We start from the raw sequence: 21396 nt of genomic DNA on the forward strand, positions 1-21396 counted from the left end.
CCGACCCGGTAGGGGCGGCCCCCGGGTGACCGGTCATTTCGCCGATGCCTTCCTCCGTCGCTGCCCCGACAGTGGCCGAGCCGGTCGATACCGGTGCGCCGGCCGATCCCCGGGCCGACGCCGAACGCCCCACGACATGACGCAACACGACACGAGAGGACGACTCCGTCGTGAAACGACACCTCGCCGCCGCCGCAGCCCTGTCATCCCTGGTCTTCCTGGCCGCCCCCGCCGCCGGCGCCGCGGACAACCCCTACCAGCGCGGACCCGCGCCGACCGTGGCCTCCATCGAGGCGGCGCGCGGCTCCTACGCCGTCTCCCGGACCAGCGTCTCCTCCCTCTTCGTCACCGGATTCGGCGGCGGCACCATCTACTACCCGACGACGACGAGCGACGGCACGTTCGGCGCTGTCGTGATCTCCCCCGGCTTCACCGCGTACGAGTCGTCGATCGCCTGGCTGGGACCGCGGCTGGCCTCGCAGGGCTTCGTCGTCTTCACCATCGACACCCTCACCACGCTCGACCAGCCGGACAGCCGGGGCCGCCAACTGCTCGCGGCCCTCGACTACCTGACCCAGCGCAGCTCCGTCCGTGGCCGGGTCGACGCCTCGCGCCTGGGCGTGATGGGGCATTCGATGGGCGGCGGCGGCACCCTGGAGGCGGCCAAGAGCCGGCCCTCCCTGAAGGCCGCCATCCCGCTCACCGGCTGGAACACGGACAAGACCTGGCCCGAGATCAGTACGCCGACCCTGGTCGTGGGCGCCGACGGCGACACCATCGCCCCGGTCGCCACCCACTCGGAGCCGTTCTACGAGAGCCTGCCGACGTCCCTGGACAAGGCGTATCTGGAACTCAACGGCGCGACCCACTTCACGCCGAACACCTCGGACACGACGATCGCGAAGTACAGCATCTCCTGGCTCAAGCGGTTCATCGACGACGACACCCGCTACGACCAGTTCCTCTGTCCGTTGCCACGGCCGAGCCTGACGATCGAGGAGTACCGGGGCACCTGCCCGCTGGGCTCCTGACGGCGGCCGCCGCCCCCGCAGCGCGCCCGAACGCGGGGCGGGGGCGGCGGCTGGGCGGGGGCGAGGGGAGGAGGGCGAGGGGGTGCCGGGCGGCGGCGATGCTTGTCCCTGAGCACAGCGGGCCTCCCGCAGGTGTGGGCCCTGGCCCAACACCCAACTCTTTCCTCGGCCCTTACCCGCCAGTACCGTTACGGCGTGAGTGGAGCGACGAGAGCCGCCGCTGCTCCGCGGCTGTACGACCGTACGTCCGAACTCGCCGCCGTGGCGGCGTTGTCGGCGCGCGCCGCCGACGGTTCCGGCGGTGTTCTGCTGGTCACGGCAGGCCCGGGGATGGGCCGTACCGCGCTGCTCGACCGAGCGGTCCTGGACTGTGCGATCCGCGCGCACCGGGTGGGCGCGCCGAACGGCAACCGGGTGCCCTGGAGCGGAGTTCGGGCCCTGGTGTCCGCTCTCGCCCCGACGCCCTCGGCCGCGCGCCGCGCCGTACGGGCGGCCCGCGGGCCTGAGGGCGTGGCCGGGGCACTGGCCCTCCTGCGCCCCGGCGAACCCCTGCTGCTGTGCGTGGACGACCACCACCTCTGGGACGCGCACTCGCGCACCGCGCTCGACGCGGTGTGGCGTGCGGGGCCGGTCCCCTGGGCGTGGGTCGTCTCGTTCGCGGAGCACCACCGGCCGCCCGGGGTGCCCGGTTCCCGACTGCTGCGTCTGGGGCGGCTGGGCAGACAGGGTGCCCATGCCCTGCTCGACGATGTGTGCCGGTCGCCGCTCCCCGCCTCCGCACGCGCCCGGCTGCTCGACGAGGCCGCCGGGCATCCGGGCGTCCTGACGGCGATGGCCGCACGCCTCTCCGCCACGGGTTTCTCCGCCGCGTCGTCGGATGCTGTGGGAGGCGGCCGCCCGGGTTCCGTGACGGATGACGCCGTGCTGTCCGAGGTGTACCGAGGGCTGCTGGAGTCCCTGCCCGCCGAATGTGTCCGGGTGTTGACACTGGTGGCGGTCGCGGGCGAGCCGGACGGGGTCGCGGCCGGGCCCGGCGCCGTACGCCCGGTCGGCGCCGACGCCGTCCTGGCGGTGACCCGCGCCGTGCGTGCCTCGCCCGAAGCGCTCGACCGGCTGGTCGCGTACGGGCTGATCGGGGGGCCCCGCGAGGCGCTCCGGTTCGAGGAGCCCCTTCTGCGGCGCGCCGTCCTGGGCACCGTACCGCCGTCGCGGCGCCGGGACCTGCGCACCCTCCTGACCCCACCGGCTCCACCGGTCTCACTGATCCCATCACCCCCACCGGCTCCACCACCCCCGCCGGCTCCATCACCCCCGCCGGCTCCATCGGCCCCGGCGGCTCCACCACCCCCGCCGGCTCCATCGGCCCCGGCGGGAGGCGAGGTGTCGTCCGGTCGCGCGCCCGCCGGTGTGGTGCGGGGGCGGGCCGAGCTGATGCGCGGCCTGGCCGCGCTCGCCGACGGTCCGGCCGGCGACGCCCACCAAATGCTGCTTCTCGCCGCCTCGCTGCTGCGCGAGGGTGCGCCGCAGGAGGCGGCCGACGCGCGGTTCCTCGCCATGGAGGCGGCCTGGGCCGCCGGGGACCCGGAAGCGTGCGCGACCGCGCTCGGCGGCGGCGACGGCGTCCGTACCCCCGGAACGGACGGGTGTGCCGACGCGGCAGAACGGGACTTCCGCGACGGGATGTGCGCCGCGCTGGCCGTCCGGCTGCACGAGGCACGCGCGCCACTGGCCCGCGTCGTGGCCCGCGACGGAGCGGCCGACGAACCGCGCCCCCTGCTGAGGGCCGGGGCCGCCGCCCTGGTGCTCGGGGACATGACCACCGCCGTACGCGTCCACGCCCGCCTGCTGGCCAAGGTACGGGCCGAGGGGCTCACCGCGCTGCTTCCGCGGGTCCTCGAACACCTGGCGTACGCCGAACTGAGGGCCGGTCGTCACGAACGCGCCGCCGCCCATGCCCGGGAGGGACTGCACACAGCCGAACGCACGGGCCAGCGCAACGCGGCGGCCCACCAGCACGCCGTACTCGCCCTGGCGGCCTCGGTCTCGGGCGACAGGAGCGCCGTGACGGAACACGCCGGACGGGCGCTCCGGACCGCACGGCCGCACGGACTCGTCCAGGCGATCACCCTCGCAGAGTGGTCGCTGGCCCGGGCCGAACTGGCCGACGGACTCGCCGCCCAGGCCGCGGCGCGCCTCGCCCCTCTCGTCGGCCAGGGCCCCCGCAGCGGCCACTTCGCCCTCCGGATGCTCGTCGTTCCCTGCTTCGTCGAGGCGGCCTGCGTGGCGGGCCGGGCGGCGGACGCCCAGGGTGCGGCCGAGGAGTTCGCCGTCTGGTCCGGCCTGGGGGTCGACCCCCAGGCGCCCGCGCAACTGGCCCGCTGCCGTGCTCTGCTGGCCGGTGCGGACGAGTCCGCGCACTGGTACGGGGAGGCGGTACGGCACCACGAGGAGACGGGCAACGACTTCGAGCGGGCGCGGACCCTGCTGGCCTACGGCAAGTGGCTGCGCAGGCGCAGGCGTCCGGTCGAGGCCAGGGGGCCCCTCAGTGACGCGCTCGTCACCTTCGAACGGGCGGCGGCCGGTGTCTGGGCCGACCAGGCGAGGGCGGAACTGCGAGCGACCGGCGGCGCCGTGGGCGGGACGGCCACCGCGCCGCCGGACGCCGTCGGCGGGCTCACCCCTCAGCAGCAGCGCATCGCCTGCCTGGTGGCGGCGGGGGCGACGAACCGCGAGATCGCCGACCGGCTGTCGCTGAGCCCCCGCACGATCGACCACCATCTGCGGAACGTGTTCGCCCGGCTCGGCGTCCGCTCCCGTGTCGAACTCTCGGGGCTCCTGGCCCGCGCAGCTCGGGACACACAGGGAACCGGCCCGTGACCGACCCGCGCCCCGTCGTCCGCCCACCCCGGGGACGTCAGTCCTCGCGCGCGGGACGTCAGTTCTCGCCAACCACGTCCGCCGGGTCGGCCGGGTCCGCCGGGCCCGGAATGTCCGCCGCATCCGTCGGGGCCGGTGGGGCCGTGCGGTGGACGCTGCGGACGGCGTCGACGTCTGCGGAGACCGCCGGCCTCGGCAGGTGCGCGCTGAACGCGTCGAGCCGACGGCGGACGCTGGTGGCGATGCCCTTGCCGAGTACGAAGCGCGTCGCGGTGACCGCCCGCGGCGCGGCGTCGAGGAGCCGGTGCGCCTCGCGGCTGCGCAGACCGGTGTGGGCGAGGACGAGATGGGTCAGACGGTGCTCGCGCGCCGCCAGCGCCTCACCGATCGCGGTCGCGGCGGCCAGGTCGACGTGGTTGTCCGCCGCGCCGAGCGTGCCGGCGGCCCGGACCCGGCCGAGGTCGAGCAGTTCGACGCCCGCGCCCGCCGCCGCGGCGACGAGCCGGGCGGCGGCCCCGGGCCCGACGCCGTTGCTGGCGACGGAGAGCCGGACCGTACGGCCGTACGGCGCGCGCTCCATGGCGTCCGCGAGGAGCAGCGCCCCGTCGTCGCCCAGCCCGGCGGCCGAGGCGTACAGCTCGCCGACCGCCCCGGCGGACAGCAGCGCGGCGAGCGGTACGGCCCCGGCGCGGCCCAGCGGATTGCCGCCGACGAGGAGCCGTTCGATCCGGCGGCCGGAGACGGCCGCCGCGAGCAGCGCCTCGGCGAGAACGGCGAGGCCGGCGGGGTCGAGACCGGTCTGCACGAGGTCGAGGGTGCGCAGACCGGACGCGGCGGCCACCAGATCGGCCGCCGCCCTGCCGCCCTCCGTACCCAGCGGGTTGCGCTTGAGCCACACCCCGCTGACGACGTGCTCGGAGGCCCGCAGACTGTCTGCGATCCGGCAGGCACCGCCCGCGGTGATGCCGTTGCAGCCCAGGTAGAGGGTCTCGACGCCCGCGCCCACGGTCTTCTCCGCGACATCGGCCGCGCCCTCGTCACCGAGCCCGTCCGTGCCGAGGAGCAGATGGCGGACCTGCGACGGGCCGGCCGTGGCGCCGAGGGCCTCGGCGATCAGCGCGGCACCTTCGGGGCCGAGGGCCTGCTTGCACAGGTCGAGCCGTCCGTCGGGCATCGCCGTGCCCGCCGGGAAGTCGAGCCGCCGTTCGGCCGCCCCGCCGTCGCGCAGCCAGGCGATCAGCGGGCCGAGATCGGCGATCGATCGGGGCAGGACGTGCGGCACGCCGGCGAAGGAGGAGGTGCCCCCGGCGCCCGGGGCGTCTCCTGCCGCGTTCTCCTGACCGCTCACCACTCCGCCTCCCGGTAGTCCTTGAGGAAGACGCCGGACACCGGCGCGCCGGCCTCTCCGCGCACGATCGGGTCGTACACCCGCGCCGCCCCGTCCACGATGTCCAGCGGCGTACGGAACCCCTCGGCGGCGAGGCGGTTCTTCTTCGGCAGGGGGTTCTCGTCGGTGATCCAGCCGGTGTCGACGCTGCACATGTGGACACCCTGGGCCGCGAGTTCGGGTCCGCTCGTGCGCGTGAGCATGTTGAGCGCGGCCTTCGCCATGTTGGTGTGGGGGTGCCCGGCGGTCTTGCGTCGCGCGGCGAAACGGCCCTCCACGGCGGTCACGTTGACCACGTACCGGTTCGGCCGGGGCGAGGCGAGCAGAAGCGGCAGCAGCCGGTCCACGAGCAGCGCGGGCGCGAGCGCGTTGACAAGCTGGGTCTCCAGGAGCTCCGCCGGGTCCAGTGCACCGATCCGCGCCGACCAGGAGTTCACCGGGGCATGATCGGGCAGCAGTCCCGCCTCGTCCGCCTCGGCGAGTACCAGCGCCAGCGCTCCCCCGGCGGAAGGCGCCTCCAGGGCCCGCAGCGGGGCGTAGCCGGGGGCGGCCCAGGCGGCACGGGGGAGCGCCGCCGTCTCGCCCGCGGCGAGCAGCGCGTACGACTCGGGCGGGCGACGGACCGTCTGTGCGGCGTTGTTGACCAGGATGTCGAGCGGTTCGCCGTCCGCGCGGAGCCGTGCGCAGAGCCCGAGGACCTGGCGCGGGTCGCGCAGGTCGACGGCGACGACCGTCAGCCGGTCGAGCCACGCCGCGCTGCCCGGCGCGGCCTGGAAACGGCGGAGCGTGTCGTGCGGGAAGCGCGAGGTCACGAGGAGTTCGGCGCCGTCCCGAAGCATCATCAGCGCCAGCTGGAAGCCGATCTTGACCCGGCCGCCGGTGAGCAGGGCGCGGCGCCCGGTGAGATCGGTCGACAGGGCGCGCCGGGCGGTGTTGTCCGCGGCGCACCCGGGACAGAGCGCGTGGTAGAACGCGTCGACCCGCCGGTAGTGCGCCTTGCAGACGTAGCAGCGCCGTGGCCGGTGGAAGACCCCGCCCTCGCCCGCGTGTTCGCGGCTCAGCGGGGCGTCCTCGCGGCGGGCGACGGCGCCGGTCGCCGTGGCGGCCGCCACCGTGGCGTCGGCCTCGCCGAGGGCGCCCCTGCGGGCCTTGCGACGCCGGGTGCGGCCGTCGCGGGCAAACGATTCGGCGACCTGCTCGGCGCGGAGGCGGACCGGATCGTCGACGGGCAGGGCGCGGAGCTTGGCGACCGTGCGGTCGAAGGCGGCGAGCTCCTCGTCGCTGATCTCGTCGCCGACCCGCCCCATGCCTGTTCCGCCCCGCTGTCGTCCGTCGTCGTGGTCCCGGCCGGATTCGAACCGGCGTGTCCCCTCCGGGAAGGAGGGCGCGACTGCCTCTGCGCTACAGGACCGGAAAGGCCCGGACGGTCGGATTCGAACCGACGTGACCCGACCTGAGAAGTCGGTGCGACTGCCTCTGCGCTACATCCGGGTGGGGTGATCATACCGACGGCACGCGGGGCGCCCGTCAGCCCCTGGACCCGCCCCCGGAGCGCCCCGACCGGACGCCGCGTACAGTGTCGGCGGGCGCGGTGTGATCACGAGGAGTACGTGTGACCGCGGTGAGTCTCGAACACGCCACCGTCCCCGCCGACACCGGCGAGGTGACCCTGTTGATAGCCCGCCGGGTGGAGCCCGGCTACGAAGCCGCCTTCGAGCGCTGGGCGAGGGGCATCCTCGACAGCGCGGCCGCCTTCCCCGGCCACCTCGGATACGGACTCTTCCGCTCCTCCGGCGGCGACGCCCCCTGGTTCCTCGTCCATCGCTTCCGGGACGCGGCGGCCTGCCGGGCCTGGCAGGAGTCGCCGGAGCGGGCGGCCTGGTTCGCCGACTGCGAGGGCCACCACCACACCGAGATCGCCCGGCGGAAACTGACCGGCATGGAGACCTGGTTCGCCGAACCGGGCTCGACGCGGCCCGCGCCGCCCCGGTGGAAGATGGCGATCAGCGCGACGCTCGCGATCTATCCGATCTCCCTGCTCGGCAGCGTCTTCCTCGCGCCCCACCTGACCGCCCTGCCCCTCCTGCTCAGCAGCGCGGTCGTCGCCGCCGTCTTCAACGTCCTGATGACGTACGTGGCGATGCCGGCCGTGAGCAGACTCCTCCGCGGATGGCTCGGCCGCTAGCGCCGCCTCCCGGCCCGCGAGTGGAGTCCGGTGACGGAGTGCCGCCGGAAGGTGGTGATGAAGACCCGCTTGTGCCCTGTGCGGGCCGTCACGTCCTCCCGGACCAGGACGTCGATGCCGGTCTCGGCCAGGGCGGACCGGATCTTCTCGACTCCCACGGTCTCTGGAGAGGGACCCGACCGCCACGGCCGGGGAGGGAACGGCGAGGAGGGGGATTAGGCTCGTCGCACGATGACGAAGACTCCGCGGACCGGGGACGCTCGCCCGAAGCGGCGGAAGCCGGTGGCCGAGGGCGGCGCCCACGAGGGCGGCGCGGCCGAGGGCACGCCGGCGGCCGGTATGCCCGCGCGGAGTGCGCCGGGAGAGGAGCGGGCGCGGGTGGAAGCGCGGCCCCGGGAGCCCAAGGCCGACAAGGCGAGCGTGCGGCGGCACAACCTCAGCCTCGTCCTGCGGACCGTGCACGAGGCCGGCGAGACGACCCGGGCGGCTGTCGCCGCGCGCGTGGGACTCACCCGTGCCGCCGTCTCCTCCCTCGTCGAACAGCTCCTGGAGCAGGGTTTCCTGGTCGAGTCGGGCAAGACCTTCAGCGGACAGGCCGGGCGGCCGGGGACGGTCCTGAAGGCGGCCGGCACCGGTCCGGCCGGGGTCGGGGTCGAGATCAACGTCGACTACGTGTCCGTCTGCGTCGTCGACCTCGCGGGAGCCGATCGGGTTCGTGTCACCGAGCCCCTCGACAACCGCGCCGCCGAGCCGGACGAAGTCCTCGCACGCGCCGCCGGAATCGCGGCGGGCGCGGTGCGGAGCGCGGCGGATCTGGACCTGCGTCCGGCCGGGGTACGGCTCGCCCTGCCGGGCCTGGTCTCGTCCGGAACCGTCCGCCAGGCACCCAACCTCGGCTGGAACCGCGTGGCGGCCGACCGGTTGTTCGGGGCCGCACTGGTCGCGCAGCACCGCTTGCGGCCGGAGCTTCCGGTCGCCTCGGACAACGAGGCGAACGCGGCGGCGCTGGCCGAGCTGTGGTTCGGCGCCCTGGGCGATGTACGGAGCTTCCTGTACCTCACCGGCGAGATCGGCGTGGGCGGGGCGATCGTCGTGGACGGCGCACTGCTGCGCGGCGCACACGGCTTCGCGGGCGAGATCGGCCACCTGCCCGTGGACGCGGACGGGCGCATGTGCCGCTGCGGCTCGCGCGGCTGCCTCGAGCAGTACGCGGGCCAGACGGCGCTGCTGCGGTCGGCGGGCGTGGCCGACATGGAGGAGCTGTCGCGCCGCGCCGACGCGGGTGAGACGCGAGCGGTGGCCGCCGTCGAGGAGGCGGGGCGGATGCTCGGGCTCGCGCTCTCCGGCGCGGTGAACCTGCTCGACCCCGAGGCGGTGGTCCTCGGCGGGATCTACCCGCGCCTGATGCCCCGTCTCGGACCGGCCGTCGACGCCGAACTCGCCCGCCGTGTCGTCTCCGGCCTCTGGACGCCGGAGGCCGGCCGCCTCCGCGCCGCCTCCGCCGCGAGCCCGGTGGGCCCCCTGCGCGCGGCCTCCGCCGCCAGCCCCGCGTCGCGCGGCGCGGCCGCGTTCGTCATCCGCCATGTCCTGGCGGACCCCCTCGCGTACCAGTCCTGAGCCGGGCCCCGCTCTCGCGTGCGGGCCCGCTTCGTTCCCGGCCCCCGCCTTTGGCCCCGATCCTGCCGGGCCGTTCCCACGTGGCGCCCCGCCTCCGCGGCCCCCCACGCGACTCTCATCCCGCTCTCACGTGGGCCTTATTCAGCCATCACCGTGCGCACCTAGCTTCGCGCCCATGTTCTTCACCTACCTCCGGCGCGAGCTGCGCCGTCGCAGAAAGGCGGCGCTCGTCGTCGCCTCCGGGCTCGCGCTCGGGATCGCGTTGGTCATCGTCGTCAACTCCGTGGCCTCAGGCATGAAGCAGGCCCAGACTCAGGTCCTGGAGTCCCTCTACGGGCTCGGCACCGATCTGACCGTCACCAAGGCCTGGGAAGAGCCTCAGGCCGGTGGGCAGGCGCAGCGGCCGCGGTTCGAGTTCGACGCCAACGAGGACGGCGAGGAGCAGAGCAGCGACCGGCTGATGGTCCAGGGGTTCCAGACCCTGCCCGCCTCCACCTCCGCGACGGTCGCCAAGCAGGCCGGCGTCGCCCAGGCCGTCGGCGGTCTCAGCCTCGTCAACCTCAAGATCGACGGCGAGTTCAGGCGCGGCGAGTTCAAGCAGGCCCAGCCCGCCCAGCCCGGCACCCCGGGCGGCGGCAACGGCGGCGGCGGGGGCGGAGGCCGCGTCGAAGGCGGTGGCGCCGCCTTCGACGTCAACTCCTTCACCCTCTACGGCACCGACGTCACCGCGCCCGACCTCGGCCCCCTCACCACCTCCAGCCTCACCAAGGGTCGTACGTTCAAGGCCACCGAGACCGACGCCGCCGTCGTCGTGATCGACAGCGCCTATGCCAAGCAGGAGGGCCTCGACGTCGGCGAGACGCTCACGGTCAGGGGCGTGAAGTTCGAGGTCGTCGGCATCGCCACCGCCGACAGCGGCCAGGCCGCCGCCCAGGTCTACCTCCCGCTCACGAAGGCGCAGACGCTCTCCGACTCCAAGGACAAGATCACCACCGTCTATGTGAAGGCGACCGACTCGACGAAGATCGAGGCCGTCAAGGCCGCCATCCAGAAGAACGTCACCGGCACCACCGTCACCACCTCCGCCGATCTCGCCGAGACGGTCTCCGGCTCCCTCGACACCGCGGCCGATCTCGCGACCAACGTGGGCAAGTGGCTGTCGTACGCCGTCCTGGTCGCCGCCGTTCTCGTCGCGGGTCTGCTCACCTCCTCGGCCGTCAGCCGCCGGGTGCGCGAGTTCGGCACGCTCAAGGCGCTCGGCTGGAAGAGCGGCCGGGTCACGCGGCAGGTGATGGGCGAGGCGCTGGTCAACGGCCTCATCGGAGGCGCTCTCGGCATCGCCGTGGGCCTCGCCGGCGCGTACCTCGTCACCGCCGTCAGCCCCACGCTCACCGCCGAGCTCGGCGGTGGCGCGCTGACGGGGGGCGGCCCCGGCGGGGGACGGATGCTCGGCGGACCCGGCATGGCCGCGGTCCGCGACGCGGGCGGCGGCAACACCCTCGACATCGCCCTCACCGCGCCCGTGAGCCTCACCACCGTCGGCCTCGCCGTCCTCCTCGCCCTCGGCGGCGGTCTGGTCGCGGGCGGCTTCGGCGCCTGGCGCGCCTCGCGCCTGCGCCCGGCTGACGCGCTGCGCCGCGTCGAGTAGCCGCTGGGTCGTGTCGTCGAAATCCCGTCTGCCCGGCGCCCGCCCTTCGGGCGGACGGCGCTCCTTTGACGACACTCCCCAGGCCCCGAACCCCTTCCCGTATCGCAGGAGTTGCACCATGTACGAACTCACAGGCGTCACCAAGCAGTACCGCAGGGGCCAGGAGAGAGTCGACGCCCTCGCCGGGATCGACCTCACCATCAGGGAGGGTGACCGTCTGGTCATCCAGGGTCCCACCGGCGGCGGCAAGTCCACGCTGCTGCAGATGCTGGGCGGTCTCGACCGGCCCACGGCGGGCAGCGTCATGCTCGACGGCGTCGATCTGGCCAGACTTCCGGAGAGCCGGCTGACGGCCGTACGGAGTCAGAACATCGGCTTCGTCTTCCAGTCCTTCAACCTCATCCCCACGCTCACCGCCCAGGAGAACGTGGAGACCGCGCTCGTCCCGATGGGCATCAGGACCGGCGAGCGGCGGACCATGGCCGCGGAGGCGCTGGAGGCCGTCGGTCTCGGCGAGCGCCGGGCGCACCTGCCGTCCGAGCTCTCGGGCGGACAGCAGCAGCGCGTCGCGATCGCCCGCGCCCTGGTCAAGCGGCCCAAGGTGCTCCTCGCCGACGAGCCGACCGGCAACCTCGACGAGTCGATGCGCGACGAGATCGTGGAACTGCTCGAAGGGCTCTGGAAGGAGCACGGGCTGACGTTCGTGATGGTCACCCACGACAGTGCCATCGCCCGCCGGGCCCCTCGCCTCGCGACGATCCGCAAGGGCCGGATCACGATCAAGGAGAACCGCCACGCGGAGGCGGTGGAGGCCTAGGGGTGTCGTGAAGGGAGCGCCGTCCGTCCGAAGGGCGGGCCTCGCGGGTCATGGGGGTCCCCCTGCTCGCGGGGCGGGCGGGACTTTCGCAACACCCAGGACTCGTCACCCCGACCCCCCCGGTGATGCGATGATGTGCGCCATCACGTACGAAAATCACACAAAGACCCGGGGGGGTTCGTGGGAACGTTCGGGACCGCGCTGGCCGAGCTGAAGTCCGCCCAGAAGTCGGCGAAGGGGGTCTCGCTCTACTCGCGGTTCGTCAACCGCCCGGTGGGTCGCCTCCTCGCGGCCGGTTCGTACCGAGCGGGACTGACGCCCAATCAGGTCACGCTGATCAGCGCCCTGTTCAGCTTCGCGGCCGTCGCCGGAGTGGCCGTCGGCGGCCCGTCCTGGGCGCTCGGCCTGCTGGTCTGGCTCGGCCTCGCGGTCGGCTTCGCCTTCGACTCCGCCGACGGGCAGCTCGCACGGTTGCGCGGGGGTGGCAGCCCGGCGGGGGAGTGGCTCGACCACGTCGTGGACTGCGCGAAGATCACCGCGCTGCACACCGCGGTCCTGATCGCCTTCTACCGTCGTCCCGAGCACTTCGGCACGGAAGCCGACGGCTGGCTCCTCGTTCCGCTCGCGTTCCAACTCGCGGCCGTGGTCACCTTCTTCGGCGGACTGCTGACCGAGAAGCTCAAGCCCCGCCCGGCGCCGGGCAGCCAGGCCCCCCAGCCCTCCACCCTGCGCGCGGTGGCCCTGCTCCCCGTCGACCACGGCGTCTTCTGCCTGGTCTTCCTGCTGCTGGGCGGCGGAGCGGTCTTCCGCTGGGGCTACACCGCGCTCGGCGCCGCGAGCGCGGTGTTCCTCCTCGCCTTCCTCGCCAAGTGGTTCCGCGAACTCAGCGCAGCCCCTCGCTGACCCCGCCGATCCCGCCCGCACCGGTGCCCGGCTCGGCCTCCTGCGTCAGGAGGTCGAGCGCGCGCCGGAGTTGGGTGCTGGAGGTGTGCATCGTGTACGGGAAGTAGACGATCTCCACCCCCACCCCCGCGAAGTCCCGCTCCAGCCGGTCCCCCTTGGGCGTACCGCGCCAGTCGTCGCCCTTGAACAGCACGTCGAACCGGACCTGCTTCCAGGTCTCCAGCTTGTCCGGCACCGTCTCCACGAAGGCCGCGTCGACGTACTTCACATGGCGCACGATCTCCAGCCGCTCGACCAGCGGAATCACCGGCCGCCGGCCCTTGGCCAGCTCGGCCATCTCGTCCGAGACCACGCCCGCCACCAGGTAGTCGCACTGACTGCGCGCGTGCCGGAGGATGTTGAGGTGCCCGATGTGAAAGAGGTCGTAGGCCCCCGGTGCATAGCCGACGCGGTACGGCCTTCCTGCGGTCATGTACGCAAACCCCCCAGGTGCGTTCGCGCTCCCCAGCGCGAAGGAGTTTCGACGATAGCGTGCACGTTCCGTTGAGAGTGGGTGAACGACTAGGGTGATGACCGGTTCGCGTCAGGGGGAGAGGGGCGGTCGCGTGGGGGATCGGACGGCGGGGAACAGTGGCCCGGGTACACCGCACAGGCGCAGACGTCTGCTGATGGTGTCCACCAACTACGCACCCGAGCATGCCGGCATAGGCCCCTACGCGACCCAGATCGCCGAGCACTGGGCGGCGAACGGCCACGAGACCCATGTCCTCGCCGGAATGCCGCACTACCCCTCCTGGTCACTCGACCCGGCCTATGCCGGGACCTGGCGCCGTACGGAGGAGCGGGCCGGAGTCGTCGTCCACCGCCGACGCCACACCGTCCCCCCGCGCCAAACCGCCCTGAAGAGGGCCGCGTTCGAAGCCAGTGTGCTCGTCCACGGCCTCATCGCGCCGCCCGCGATGCCCCGGCCCCACGCCGTTCTCGCCCAGATGCCCAGCCTCGCCGGCGGCATCATCGGCGCCCGGCTCGCGGCCCGTTGGCGCGTCCCGTACGTTCCGGTCGTCCAGGACCTGATGGGGGCCGCGGCCGCGCAGAGCGGCATCGCCGGCGGGGACCGCGCCGCCGCGCTCGCCGCCCGGGCCGAGGCGTACGCCGTGCGCCGCGCCACCCTCGTGGGTGTCATCCACGAGACGTTCGTCGACAAGGTCGCCGCCATGGGTGTCGACCGCGGCCGCATACGGCTCGTCCCCAACTGGTCCCACGTGACCGGCCCCTCGGCGCCCCGCGCCGAGACCCGGCAGCGGCTCGGCTGGGGCGACGGCGAGACCGTCGTCCTGCACTCCGGCAACATGGGCCTCAAGCAGGGCCTGGAAGTGCTCGTCGAAGCGGCCCGGCGCGACCCGAAGGTGAGGGTCGTGCTCCTGGGCGACGGCAACCAGCGTTCCCGCCTGGAGGAGTCGGGCGCCGGAATCCCCAACCTGGAGTTCATGGCGCCCGTCGACGACGACGCGTTCCCCGACACCCTCGCCGCGGCGGACGTCCTCGCCGTCACCCAGCGGGCCTCGGTCCTCGACATGAGCGTGCCGTCCAAGCTGACCTCGTACTTCGCGGCGGGGCGCCCCGTCGTCGCCTCCGTGGCAGCCGGGGGCGGCACCGCCCAGGAGGTGCTGCGCTCCGGTGCCGGTGTCCTCGTACCTCCGGAAGATCCCGACGCGCTGCTCGCCGAGATCCGTAGAATCGGCGACGATCCGGCGGCGGCCGAAGCGCTCGGCGCCCAGGGGCCCCGCCACGTCGAGGCCCATCTGACGCGGGCGGCCGGGCTCGCCAGGATCGACGCACTGATCGAAGAGGCTCTGGGGGGTCCGGGCACGTGACACAATCGCACGTCACCGCGGTGGAGGACGACGAACCGGAGCTGCTGCGCGACCAGTTCCGCCAGCTCCTGCGCTACCGCGCGATCATCGCCTCCGGCATCGGGATCGGTCTGCTCGGCGGCGTCTGGTTCGGGCTGTCCAACGCGGACACCTACGTGGCCACCAGTCAGGTCGTGCTCCGCGCCCCCGTCAACGACCCCTTCAACCCCAGCATTTCGCAGGACAAGACCCTCAACATGGGGTCCGAGCGGCAGACCGCGCTCAGCAGCAGCGTCGCCGGTCAGGCCGCGAAGAAGCTCGGCTGGACCGGCACCATCGGCAAGCTGCAGAAGGACCTGCAGGTCACCAACCCGCCCCAGAGCCAGGTGCTCCAGTTCACCTACACGGCCGACACGCCCCAGGCCGCCGCCGACCGGGCCAACGCGGTCACCCAGGCCTACCTCGACCTGCGCAAGAAGCAGTGGACCGACCTGCGGGCCACCATGCTCGACGGGCAGCAGAAGCAGCTCGACGAGGTGGCCAAGAAGCACGACCAGAAGATCAAGGAACTCGACCGGATGCCCGACGGGGCGGCCCGGGACGCCGAGTACGGCGTCAAGACCAACCTGCTCAACCGCATCAACGAACTCGACGGCCGGATCTCCCAGCTCAAGTCGCTCGACATGTCACCGGGCACCGTCATCCGCGTCGCCACCGCCCCCGGCTACTCCGACGGCCCGGGCCTGCCCATGAGCCTCGGCCTCGGCGCCCTCGTCGGCGTGGCGCTCGGCCTGCTCGCCGCCTGGGTCCGCCTCGTCTTCGACCCCGCGCCCCGCTCGCCCGGCGACGTCGCCCGCGCCGTACGCGCCCCCGTCCTCGGCACCCTGCCCCGCGGAGCCACCGACGTCCTCCTCGCCGAGGAGCACACCGACGCCCGCGTCGCCGAGGAGTACCGCTCCGTCGCCTTCCGGCTCGCCTACGACCAGCGGTTCGCCGACCGGAGACGCCTGCTCGTCGTCGCCCCGCGCGGCTCCAACGAGGCCGCCGTCGCCGTCGCCTCCCACCTCGCGGCCTCCTTCGCCGAGACCGGCAAGGACGTCCTCCTCATCGAGGCCGACCTGCGCGCCCCCACCCTCGCCGGGCGGCTGCGCGCCCACGCGGCAGCCGCGCCGCGCTGGAGCAACCCGCCGGAGGGCGAGGAGAGCGACTGGCCCCGCAGCCGCCAACTCTCCGTCGAAGCGGGGGAGTCGGGCTCCTTCGGTCTGGTGCCGGGCGAGCGGGTACGGAACGTGGCGCGCGCCCTGACCGGGCCCCGGGTCTCCCGGCTCATCGCCGAGGCCGACTCACCCAACTCCACCGTCGTCGTCCTCGCCCCGCCCGTCCTCAACTACGCGGACGCGCTCGCGCTCGTCGACCGCGTCGACGGTGTCCTCATCGTCTGCGACCCGCGTGCGGTCCACCGTACGGACCTCCAGCGCATCCGCGAACTGATAGGAGGCGCCGGCGGTACGGTCCTCGGCGCCGTCGTGTACACCCCGGGGCGCCGTCGGGGCCGGGCCGCCAAACAGCAGGCCCCCCGCCGGGGGGCGGGCGGCGGCCGGGGCGGCCGGCCCGCGCCGGCACCCGCTCCCGACGGGACCGATGAGTTCGCCGCCGAACCCGAGCAGATCCTCGTGGGCGACGGCTCCGACACCGTCGCCCTGCGCGCCCTCCGTGCGCAGGACGTGCGGACCGGCGACATCCACGCGGGCGACCGTTGAGACGTGCCGCCGCCGTCGCCGCCTCGGTCCTCGATCAGGCGGCGGCCAGTCTCACCAACATCGCCGTCCTGGTGATCGCGGCGCGCGCCTCCAGCGCCGACGGCTTCGCCGCCTTCTCCATGGTGTACATCGTCTTCACCGTGCTCCTCGGCCTGGGGGCCGCCTTCGTCGGGCAGAACGTCGTCCTGGAGAAGGGCGAGGAGCACGAGCTCGGTGCGGCGGTCCGGTCAGCCGTCACCTTCACCGCCGCCGCCTCCACGGCGGCCGGGCTCCTGCTCCTCGCGACCGGCGCCGTCATCGGCGGTGGAACCGGTCTCGCCGTCCTCGCCCTCGGCGCGGTCCTCCCGGTCGTGCTCGTCCAGGACGGCCTGCGCTACGGGTTCTCCGCCCTTCGGCAGCCCCACCGGGCCCTCGCCGCCGACCTGCTCCGGCTCGCCTGTGCCGTGCCGGCCCTGCTGCTCCAGCCGCACGGGAGTTCACCCGCCCGCCTCGTCCTCGTCTGGGGCCTGTCGGCGCTGCCCGCCGCCCTTCTCGGCCTGGCCCTCCTCCACCCGTACGTCCGCGACCGGCCCTGGTCCCTCCGCCGCCAGTTGCGCAAGGACCACCTCGGCCGGCGCTTCGCCGTCGAGTTCGCCGTCGGCAGCGCCTCCAGCCAACTCGCCGTCCTCGGCCTCGGACTCCTCGCGAGCCCCCTCGTCGTCGGCGCGCTGCGCGGCGCGACCACCCTCTTCGGGCCGCTCAACACGCTGTTCACCTCCGTCAACGCGTTCGGTCCGCCCCTCCTCGGCAGGGCCGGCGGCCGCCGCGCGACCGTACGGACCGCCGCCGGGCTCGCCGCCGTCCTCGCACTCGTCGCGCTGGGCTGGGCCGCCGTGCTGTACGCGCTGCCCGACCACGTCGGCCGTCGACTCCTCGGCGACACCTGGCAGTCCACCACCGCCCTGCTGCCCGCGACCGGCAGCCAGTACGCCGTGATGGCGGCGGGCACCTGTGCCCTGGTCACCCTCCGCGTCCTCACCCCGCGCGCCACGCTCCGGGTGCAGGTGGTCTTCTCGCTGCTCGCCGTCGCCCTGATGCTCGCGGGACACGGCGTCGGCGGCGCCGCGGGCGCGGCCTGGGGCCTCGCTGCCGGCTCCGCCCTGAAGGCGCTCGCCGCGTGGACCCGGGTGGCGCGCACGCGCCCCCGGCCCGCCGCACCGCGTCCGGAGGATCAGCGCAGCGCCGCGCCCTCGTCCTGACGCCAGGTCATCACCAGGGCGACACAGATCAGCGCGATCGCCACCCGCCCCGAGGCCTGGAGCAGCGGGCCCCGCAGCAGGATGAAGGAGTAGCCCGCCACCAGTGGCACCACCAGGGAGATCAGACTGCCGGGCGGCGCCCTGCGCGTGCCCCGGCGGGCGAACCGCCCGTCGACCCGGGCGGCCGCGTAGCCGAGCCCCGTCATTCCGGCGGCCATGCCCACGGCCCCGAAGTCGATCCACAGCTCGGCCCAGACGGGGGAGGAGAGATTGGTGTTCACCGTCCCCATCCACTGGCCGACCATCACCCCCGTGTCACGGGACTTGCCCGGCCACACCGAACGCGGCACGGCGAAGAGCACGGACCCGGCCAGCTGACGTCCGTACCGGTGCCGGCTGCCCGAGTTCACGAGCGTGATGGTGTTGGCGAACATGCCGACCTGGTCGTAGTCCTTGAGCGCCAGCGGCTCCAGGACCGATGTCGTCTCGACGGGACGGTAGTTCTTCTCGTCGTACCGGAAGCGGTCGGAGAACGGGAAGACGATCAGCGCCATGACGACGCCCATGCTCAGCGCCGACCGGTACATCGCGGCGCTCACCGGGAAGACGGTGAACAGCATCGAGAACATCACCGTCAGGAACCAGTAGCGCGGGTTCGAGATCGGGTTGTTCACCACGCAGTTGAGCACGACCAGGCCCGCGAAGACGGCGAGCACCATGGGGCGGCGTCTGGCCCGCCGCGAGGTGACCAGCCAGCGGCTGTAGACGAGCAGAGCGAACAGCGCGGGGACCGTGCCGAAGCCGCGCAGGAACGCCTGGCCGGCCTGCGAGTCGGCCTGCGAGACGCCCGCCTCCTCGATCCCCGCGATGATCTCCTGGCGGCTGGAGAAGAAGACCGCCGGCCCGCCCAGCTTGACGACGAACAGACCGCTGCACAGGAAGGCCAGCAGCACGAGGAGGTACAGCCGTCGCCGGTGCACCAGCGCCGGGCGGCCCTCCGCCTTCCGTGACGCACCCGGTCGCCCCCGGGCCAGCAGCGACCCCAGGTCGAACGCGGCGCAGCCGACCAGGACCAGGGCGACCGCCGTCGTCAGGTCGGAGCGCGGCCCCACCACCGGCGTCGGCACCCGGCCCAGAACGGCCTGCGCGAGCGGCGCCACGCCCATCGCCATGTAGACGAAGAGCCAGAACGAGCCCTGGAGGAGCTTGCGCCGGCTGGTGAGGATCATCGCCGACAGCCGGGCCCCGGCGTACATGGTCAGCGCGATCTGGAGGTAGTACGGGGCGTCGTGCACGCCCGCACCGGGCTGGATCGCCACCAGCAGCGGCAGGAAGACCGCGAAGCCGAGCACGAGCGGGATCGAAAGGGCCCGGGAGAGCAGCGTGCGCGGTGACACGGCCGGGGCGAGCAGCAGCGGCGGGGGCGCGGCCGGCTCCGGGCGCGCCTGGGTTCTCGCACCGCGTACCTCGGTCGTCATCGCGCCCCCTGGACTCCCCGGGGCCACGGCCTGGCAGGCGTCGAAGTCCCCACCCCGGAACATCACTTCGCGGCAGTCTACCGACGCCCCCCTGTCACCTCGCGTCAACCGCTAGTCTGAACGCCGGGTGCCTGGGGAGGCACCCGTGGGGGTGAACTCATGCGGAATCTACCGGCCTTCACGCTGGCCGGCTACGACAAGGGCCGCGGCAGAATCGTGCAGGCCCTCTGGTTCGCGGTGATGAACACGGTCTTCATGGCCTGGTTCTGTCCGGCCCGGCTTCGGGTCGCGCTGCTGCGGGCCTTCGGCGCGACCATAGGGGACGGCGTACTCGTACGGCACCGGGTGCGGATCCTGTGGCCGTGGAAGCTGACCGTCGGCGACCACACCTGGATCGGCGAGGGCGCCTGGCTGCTCAACCTGGAGCCCATCACGCTCGGCGCCCATGTCTGCGTCTCCCAGGAGGCGTTGCTCTGCACGGGCGGTCACGACCACCGCGCCGCGGACTTCCGCTACCGCAACGCCCCGATCGCCGTGGAGGACGGCGCCTGGGTCGCGGCCCGCGCCACCGTCCTCGCCGGGGTCACGGTGGGCCGTCACGCGGTCGTCGCCGCCGGTACGACGCTCCACAAGGACCTGCCCGAGCTGACACTGCACACGGCCGAAGGCCGCCGACCGGTTCCGGTGCCCGCGTGAGCGGCCTCAGGATCCTCCACGCGGTCACTCTGCACAGCCCGACCCACGCCTTCGGCGGACCGGTCAGGGTCGCCGTGAACCTCTGCCGCGGGCTCGCCGCACGCGGCCACCAGGCGCGGCTGACCGCACTCGGCGACGGCTTCCCCGGCTCCCTCCCGACCGCAATGGAGGGTGTGCCGGCCCGGCTCTACCAGGCCCGCTCGATCCTCCCGCTGGGCTTCAGCGGGATCACCTCGCCCGCGCTGCTCGCCGGGGCCCACGCGCTCGTCAAGGACGCCGACGTGGTCCATGTGCACCTCGCGCGTGATCTGGTCACCCTGCCCGTGGCGCTGGCCGCGCTGAGGGCCGGCCGCCCGCTGGTGCTCCAGACGCACGGCATGGTCGACCCCAGCGACAAGCCGCTGGCCAAGCTCCTCGACGCCGTCGCCGTCCGCCGTGTGCTGCGCCGGGCCTCCGCCGTGCTGTACCTGACGGACCGCGAGCGCCGGGACCTGGACGCGGTCGTCGACGGCCCGCTCACCGGGGCCGTACGCCTCGTCAACGGCGTACCGGCCCAGGAACCGCGGCCGGCGCCCACCGGCCCGCCCCGCATCCTCTACGCGGCCCGGCTGCAGTCCCGCAAACGGCCCACGGACTTCGTCGCGGCCGTACCGGAGATCCTGCGCCACCACCCGGACGCCACGTTCGTCCTCGCCGGACCGGACGAGGGCGAGCGGGCCGCTGTGGACGCCCTCGTCGCCGAGCTGGGGGTCGGTGACCGGGTGAGCCGCCCGGGGCCCCTGACGTCGCGGCAGATGCTCGACGAACTGCGCCGGGCGCATGTGTACGTCCTGCCGTCGGTCGACGAGCCGTTCCCGATGTCCGTCCTGGAGTCGCTGTCGGTCGGCACCCCGGCCGTCGTCACCACCTCCAACGGCCTCGCCCGGGACATCGAGGAGGCAGGCGCCGGACGGGTGGTCGCGGACGCCGCCGGCCTGGCCCCGGCCGTGGGCGCGCTCCTGGACCCCGGCGCGAACGACGCCGCCTCGGCGGCGGCCCGGAAGCTCGCGGCGGAGGCGTTCTCGATGGACGCGGTCCTCGACACCCTGCTCGGGGTCTACGGGAGGGCGGCTCCCGGGGCGTGACCCGTCCACGCACGGAGAAGCCCGGTGCGGTCGTGCCGACCGCACCGGGCTCTCCTGCACGCGCTCCTGAGGCTAGGCGGGCAGCCAGGCGTAGCAGGCGCTGGAGGTGAACTCCCGTGTCCCTGCAGGGATCTTCGCGCGAACGGGCCCCTCGGAGCCGGTCGCGGGGCCCGACGCGAGGACCTCTCCGTCCGCGCCGACCGCCCGCCAGGTGCAGGCGGGGTCGGTGGTCAGGGCGCGGTAGGTGCCCGCCTTCGGCCTGGTGAGGGTTCCGTCGGGGAAGCCGGTCCCCGCGGTGGCGACCAGAGGCTTCTGCGCAGGACAGAGATGCTCCACGACAGCCTCGGCGTCCCGGATGTCCCCGGCGATGATCGCGCCGACGGCCGCGTCCTTGTCCCGCTTGGCGGTGCGCTCCAGACGCTGGCAGGACTCCTGTCCGGTCTGGAGGACGGCGGCCGGGTCCGTGTTCACCGGCACCCGCCCGCTCAGGTACTTCTTCTCCTTCTCCGTGAACGAGCCGGTCACCGGCTTGAGCGCGGAGTCCGGCACGACCGGGCCCTTGGTGGCGGACGCGGTGGGGCCGGCCGGCTCCGGTGCCTCCGCCTGCCGGTCGGGCACGGCCGCCGAGCGCGTGGGCCCCGCGGCCTTCGGCGCCGCGTCGCCGCCCTCGTCCTGCGAGGAACAGGCGGTCAGGGCGAGCAGCGCGGTGGCGAGCACGGCCGCCGCCGCTGCCGGGCGCCGGTGAAGAGAACGACGCATGAGGGAACTCCCGTGGTACGTCG

General features: G+C 73.9%; 18 protein-coding genes and 2 tRNA genes. 12 read left to right on the forward strand and 8 right to left on the reverse strand.

Annotated features, from left to right (window positions below):
• The first annotated feature begins 170 nt into the window (after positions 1-170).
• A complete protein-coding gene (locus ACFUJR_RS09485) occupies positions 171-1031 on the forward strand; it encodes an alpha/beta hydrolase family protein (protein ID WP_383163478.1) in 861 nt (286 codons plus the stop codon).
• Positions 1032-1226: 195 nt separating this feature from the next.
• The gene (locus ACFUJR_RS09490; protein ID WP_383175955.1) at positions 1227-3908 is read left to right on the forward strand and encodes a LuxR C-terminal-related transcriptional regulator; all 2682 of its coding nucleotides are present in this window, start codon (positions 1227-1229) and stop codon (positions 3906-3908) included.
• A gap of 58 nt (positions 3909-3966) precedes the next feature.
• On the opposite strand, the gene ACFUJR_RS09495 is transcribed toward ACFUJR_RS09490, so the two are convergent.
• From ACFUJR_RS09495 to ACFUJR_RS09510, 4 genes are all read right to left on the reverse strand, one after another.
• A complete protein-coding gene (locus ACFUJR_RS09495; protein WP_383175952.1) occupies positions 3967-5256 on the reverse strand; it encodes a ribonuclease inhibitor in 1290 nt (429 codons plus the stop codon).
• Entirely contained in the window at positions 5253-6602 is a 1350-nt protein-coding gene (locus ACFUJR_RS09500) for an SDR family NAD(P)-dependent oxidoreductase (RefSeq protein WP_383175949.1), read from the reverse strand. Before ACFUJR_RS09500 ends, ACFUJR_RS09495 begins: the two co-directional genes overlap by 4 nt.
• Before the next feature lie 31 nt (positions 6603-6633).
• A tRNA-Gly gene (locus ACFUJR_RS09505) sits at positions 6634-6706 on the reverse strand.
• A gap of 7 nt (positions 6707-6713) precedes the next feature.
• A tRNA-Glu gene (locus tag ACFUJR_RS09510) sits at positions 6714-6786 on the reverse strand.
• Between the two features lie 121 nt (positions 6787-6907).
• On the opposite strand from ACFUJR_RS09510, the gene ACFUJR_RS09515 reads away from it, so the two are divergent.
• Positions 6908-7480 carry an antibiotic biosynthesis monooxygenase gene (locus ACFUJR_RS09515; protein WP_383175946.1) on the forward strand — a complete coding sequence of 191 codons (573 nt, stop codon included), beginning with the start codon at positions 6908-6910 and terminating at the stop codon, positions 7478-7480.
• On the opposite strand, the gene ACFUJR_RS09520 is transcribed toward ACFUJR_RS09515, so the two are convergent.
• Complete coding sequence (locus ACFUJR_RS09520) at positions 7477-7638, reverse strand: hypothetical protein (protein WP_383175943.1); 162 nt, start codon at positions 7636-7638, stop codon at positions 7477-7479. The genes ACFUJR_RS09515 and ACFUJR_RS09520 overlap by 4 nt on opposite strands.
• A gap of 181 nt (positions 7639-7819) precedes the next feature.
• Here ACFUJR_RS09520 and ACFUJR_RS09525 point away from each other — a divergent pair, with 181 nt between their 5' ends.
• From ACFUJR_RS09525 to ACFUJR_RS09540, 4 genes are all read left to right on the forward strand, one after another.
• On the forward strand, positions 7820-9097 hold the full coding sequence (locus tag ACFUJR_RS09525) for an ROK family protein (RefSeq protein WP_383175958.1): 1278 nt from the start codon (positions 7820-7822) through the stop codon (positions 9095-9097).
• Between the two features lie 175 nt (positions 9098-9272).
• Positions 9273-10745 carry an ABC transporter permease gene (locus ACFUJR_RS09530; RefSeq protein WP_383175940.1) on the forward strand — a complete coding sequence of 491 codons (1473 nt, stop codon included), beginning with the start codon at positions 9273-9275 and terminating at the stop codon, positions 10743-10745.
• Positions 10746-10863: 118 nt separating this feature from the next.
• On the forward strand, positions 10864-11562 hold the full coding sequence (locus tag ACFUJR_RS09535) for an ABC transporter ATP-binding protein (RefSeq protein ID WP_383175937.1): 699 nt from the start codon (positions 10864-10866) through the stop codon (positions 11560-11562).
• A gap of 180 nt (positions 11563-11742) precedes the next feature.
• Complete coding sequence (locus ACFUJR_RS09540; RefSeq protein ID WP_383175935.1) at positions 11743-12465, forward strand: CDP-alcohol phosphatidyltransferase family protein; 723 nt, start codon at positions 11743-11745, stop codon at positions 12463-12465.
• Here ACFUJR_RS09540 and ACFUJR_RS09545 read toward each other — a convergent pair.
• Entirely contained in the window at positions 12446-12937 is a 492-nt protein-coding gene (locus ACFUJR_RS09545; RefSeq protein ID WP_383175932.1) for an adenylyltransferase/cytidyltransferase family protein, read from the reverse strand. The genes ACFUJR_RS09540 and ACFUJR_RS09545 overlap by 20 nt on opposite strands.
• 196 nt (positions 12938-13133) lie before the next feature.
• On the opposite strand from ACFUJR_RS09545, the gene ACFUJR_RS09550 reads away from it, so the two are divergent.
• From ACFUJR_RS09550 to ACFUJR_RS09560, 3 genes are read left to right on the forward strand one after another with little or no spacing between them, the layout of a single operon-like run.
• The gene (locus tag ACFUJR_RS09550) at positions 13134-14339 is read left to right on the forward strand and encodes a glycosyltransferase family 4 protein (protein WP_383175930.1); all 1206 of its coding nucleotides are present in this window, start codon (positions 13134-13136) and stop codon (positions 14337-14339) included.
• Positions 14336-16078: a lipopolysaccharide biosynthesis protein gene (locus ACFUJR_RS09555; protein WP_383175927.1), complete on the forward strand. Its 1743-nt coding sequence runs from the start codon at positions 14336-14338 to the stop codon at positions 16076-16078. Before ACFUJR_RS09550 ends, ACFUJR_RS09555 begins: the two co-directional genes overlap by 4 nt.
• Entirely contained in the window at positions 16075-17316 is a 1242-nt protein-coding gene (locus ACFUJR_RS09560; protein WP_383175925.1) for a hypothetical protein, read from the forward strand. The genes ACFUJR_RS09555 and ACFUJR_RS09560 overlap by 4 nt, the downstream gene beginning before the upstream one ends.
• Here the strand turns inward: ACFUJR_RS09560 and ACFUJR_RS09565 are convergent.
• On the reverse strand, positions 17289-18794 hold the full coding sequence (locus ACFUJR_RS09565) for a hypothetical protein (RefSeq protein ID WP_383175922.1): 1506 nt from the start codon (positions 18792-18794) through the stop codon (positions 17289-17291). The genes ACFUJR_RS09560 and ACFUJR_RS09565 overlap by 28 nt on opposite strands.
• 159 nt (positions 18795-18953) lie before the next feature.
• Here ACFUJR_RS09565 and ACFUJR_RS09570 point away from each other — a divergent pair, with 159 nt between their 5' ends.
• Positions 18954-19490 carry a WcaF family extracellular polysaccharide biosynthesis acetyltransferase gene (locus ACFUJR_RS09570; protein WP_383175919.1) on the forward strand — a complete coding sequence of 179 codons (537 nt, stop codon included), beginning with the start codon at positions 18954-18956 and terminating at the stop codon, positions 19488-19490.
• A complete protein-coding gene (locus ACFUJR_RS09575) occupies positions 19487-20614 on the forward strand; it encodes a glycosyltransferase (RefSeq protein ID WP_383175916.1) in 1128 nt (375 codons plus the stop codon). Before ACFUJR_RS09570 ends, ACFUJR_RS09575 begins: the two co-directional genes overlap by 4 nt.
• A gap of 72 nt (positions 20615-20686) precedes the next feature.
• Here ACFUJR_RS09575 and ACFUJR_RS09580 read toward each other — a convergent pair whose 3' ends face one another.
• Positions 20687-21373 (reverse strand): hypothetical protein, encoded by a 687-nt coding sequence (locus ACFUJR_RS09580; protein ID WP_383178637.1) that lies wholly within the window; start codon positions 21371-21373, stop codon positions 20687-20689.
• Positions 21374-21396: the final 23 nt, after the last annotated feature.

The sequence above is a fragment of the Streptomyces sp. NPDC057271 genome (genome assembly GCF_042668715.1).
Taxonomy (GTDB): domain Bacteria; phylum Actinomycetota; class Actinomycetes; order Streptomycetales; family Streptomycetaceae; genus Streptomyces.

What these genes read in the sequence shown, in the direction of transcription:
- ACFUJR_RS09500 (WP_383175949.1), bottom strand. Translation starts at nt 6,602, where the DNA reads ATGGGGCGGGTCGGCGACGAGATCAGCGACGAGGAGCTCGCCGCCTTC.
- ACFUJR_RS09525 (WP_383175958.1), top strand. Translation starts at nt 7,820, where the DNA reads ATGCCCGCGCGGAGTGCGCCGGGAGAGGAGCGGGCGCGGGTGGAAGCG.
- ACFUJR_RS09530 (WP_383175940.1), top strand. Translation starts at nt 9,273, where the DNA reads ATGTTCTTCACCTACCTCCGGCGCGAGCTGCGCCGTCGCAGAAAGGCG.
- ACFUJR_RS09535 (WP_383175937.1), top strand. Translation starts at nt 10,864, where the DNA reads ATGTACGAACTCACAGGCGTCACCAAGCAGTACCGCAGGGGCCAGGAG.
- ACFUJR_RS09545 (WP_383175932.1), bottom strand. Translation starts at nt 12,937, where the DNA reads ATGACCGCAGGAAGGCCGTACCGCGTCGGCTATGCACCGGGGGCCTAC.
- ACFUJR_RS09550 (WP_383175930.1), top strand. Translation starts at nt 13,134, where the DNA reads ATGGTGTCCACCAACTACGCACCCGAGCATGCCGGCATAGGCCCCTAC.
- ACFUJR_RS09565 (WP_383175922.1), bottom strand. Translation starts at nt 18,794, where the DNA reads ATGACGACCGAGGTACGCGGTGCGAGAACCCAGGCGCGCCCGGAGCCG.
- ACFUJR_RS09570 (WP_383175919.1), top strand. Translation starts at nt 18,954, where the DNA reads ATGCGGAATCTACCGGCCTTCACGCTGGCCGGCTACGACAAGGGCCGC.
- ACFUJR_RS09580 (WP_383178637.1), bottom strand. Translation starts at nt 21,373, where the DNA reads ATGCGTCGTTCTCTTCACCGGCGCCCGGCAGCGGCGGCGGCCGTGCTC.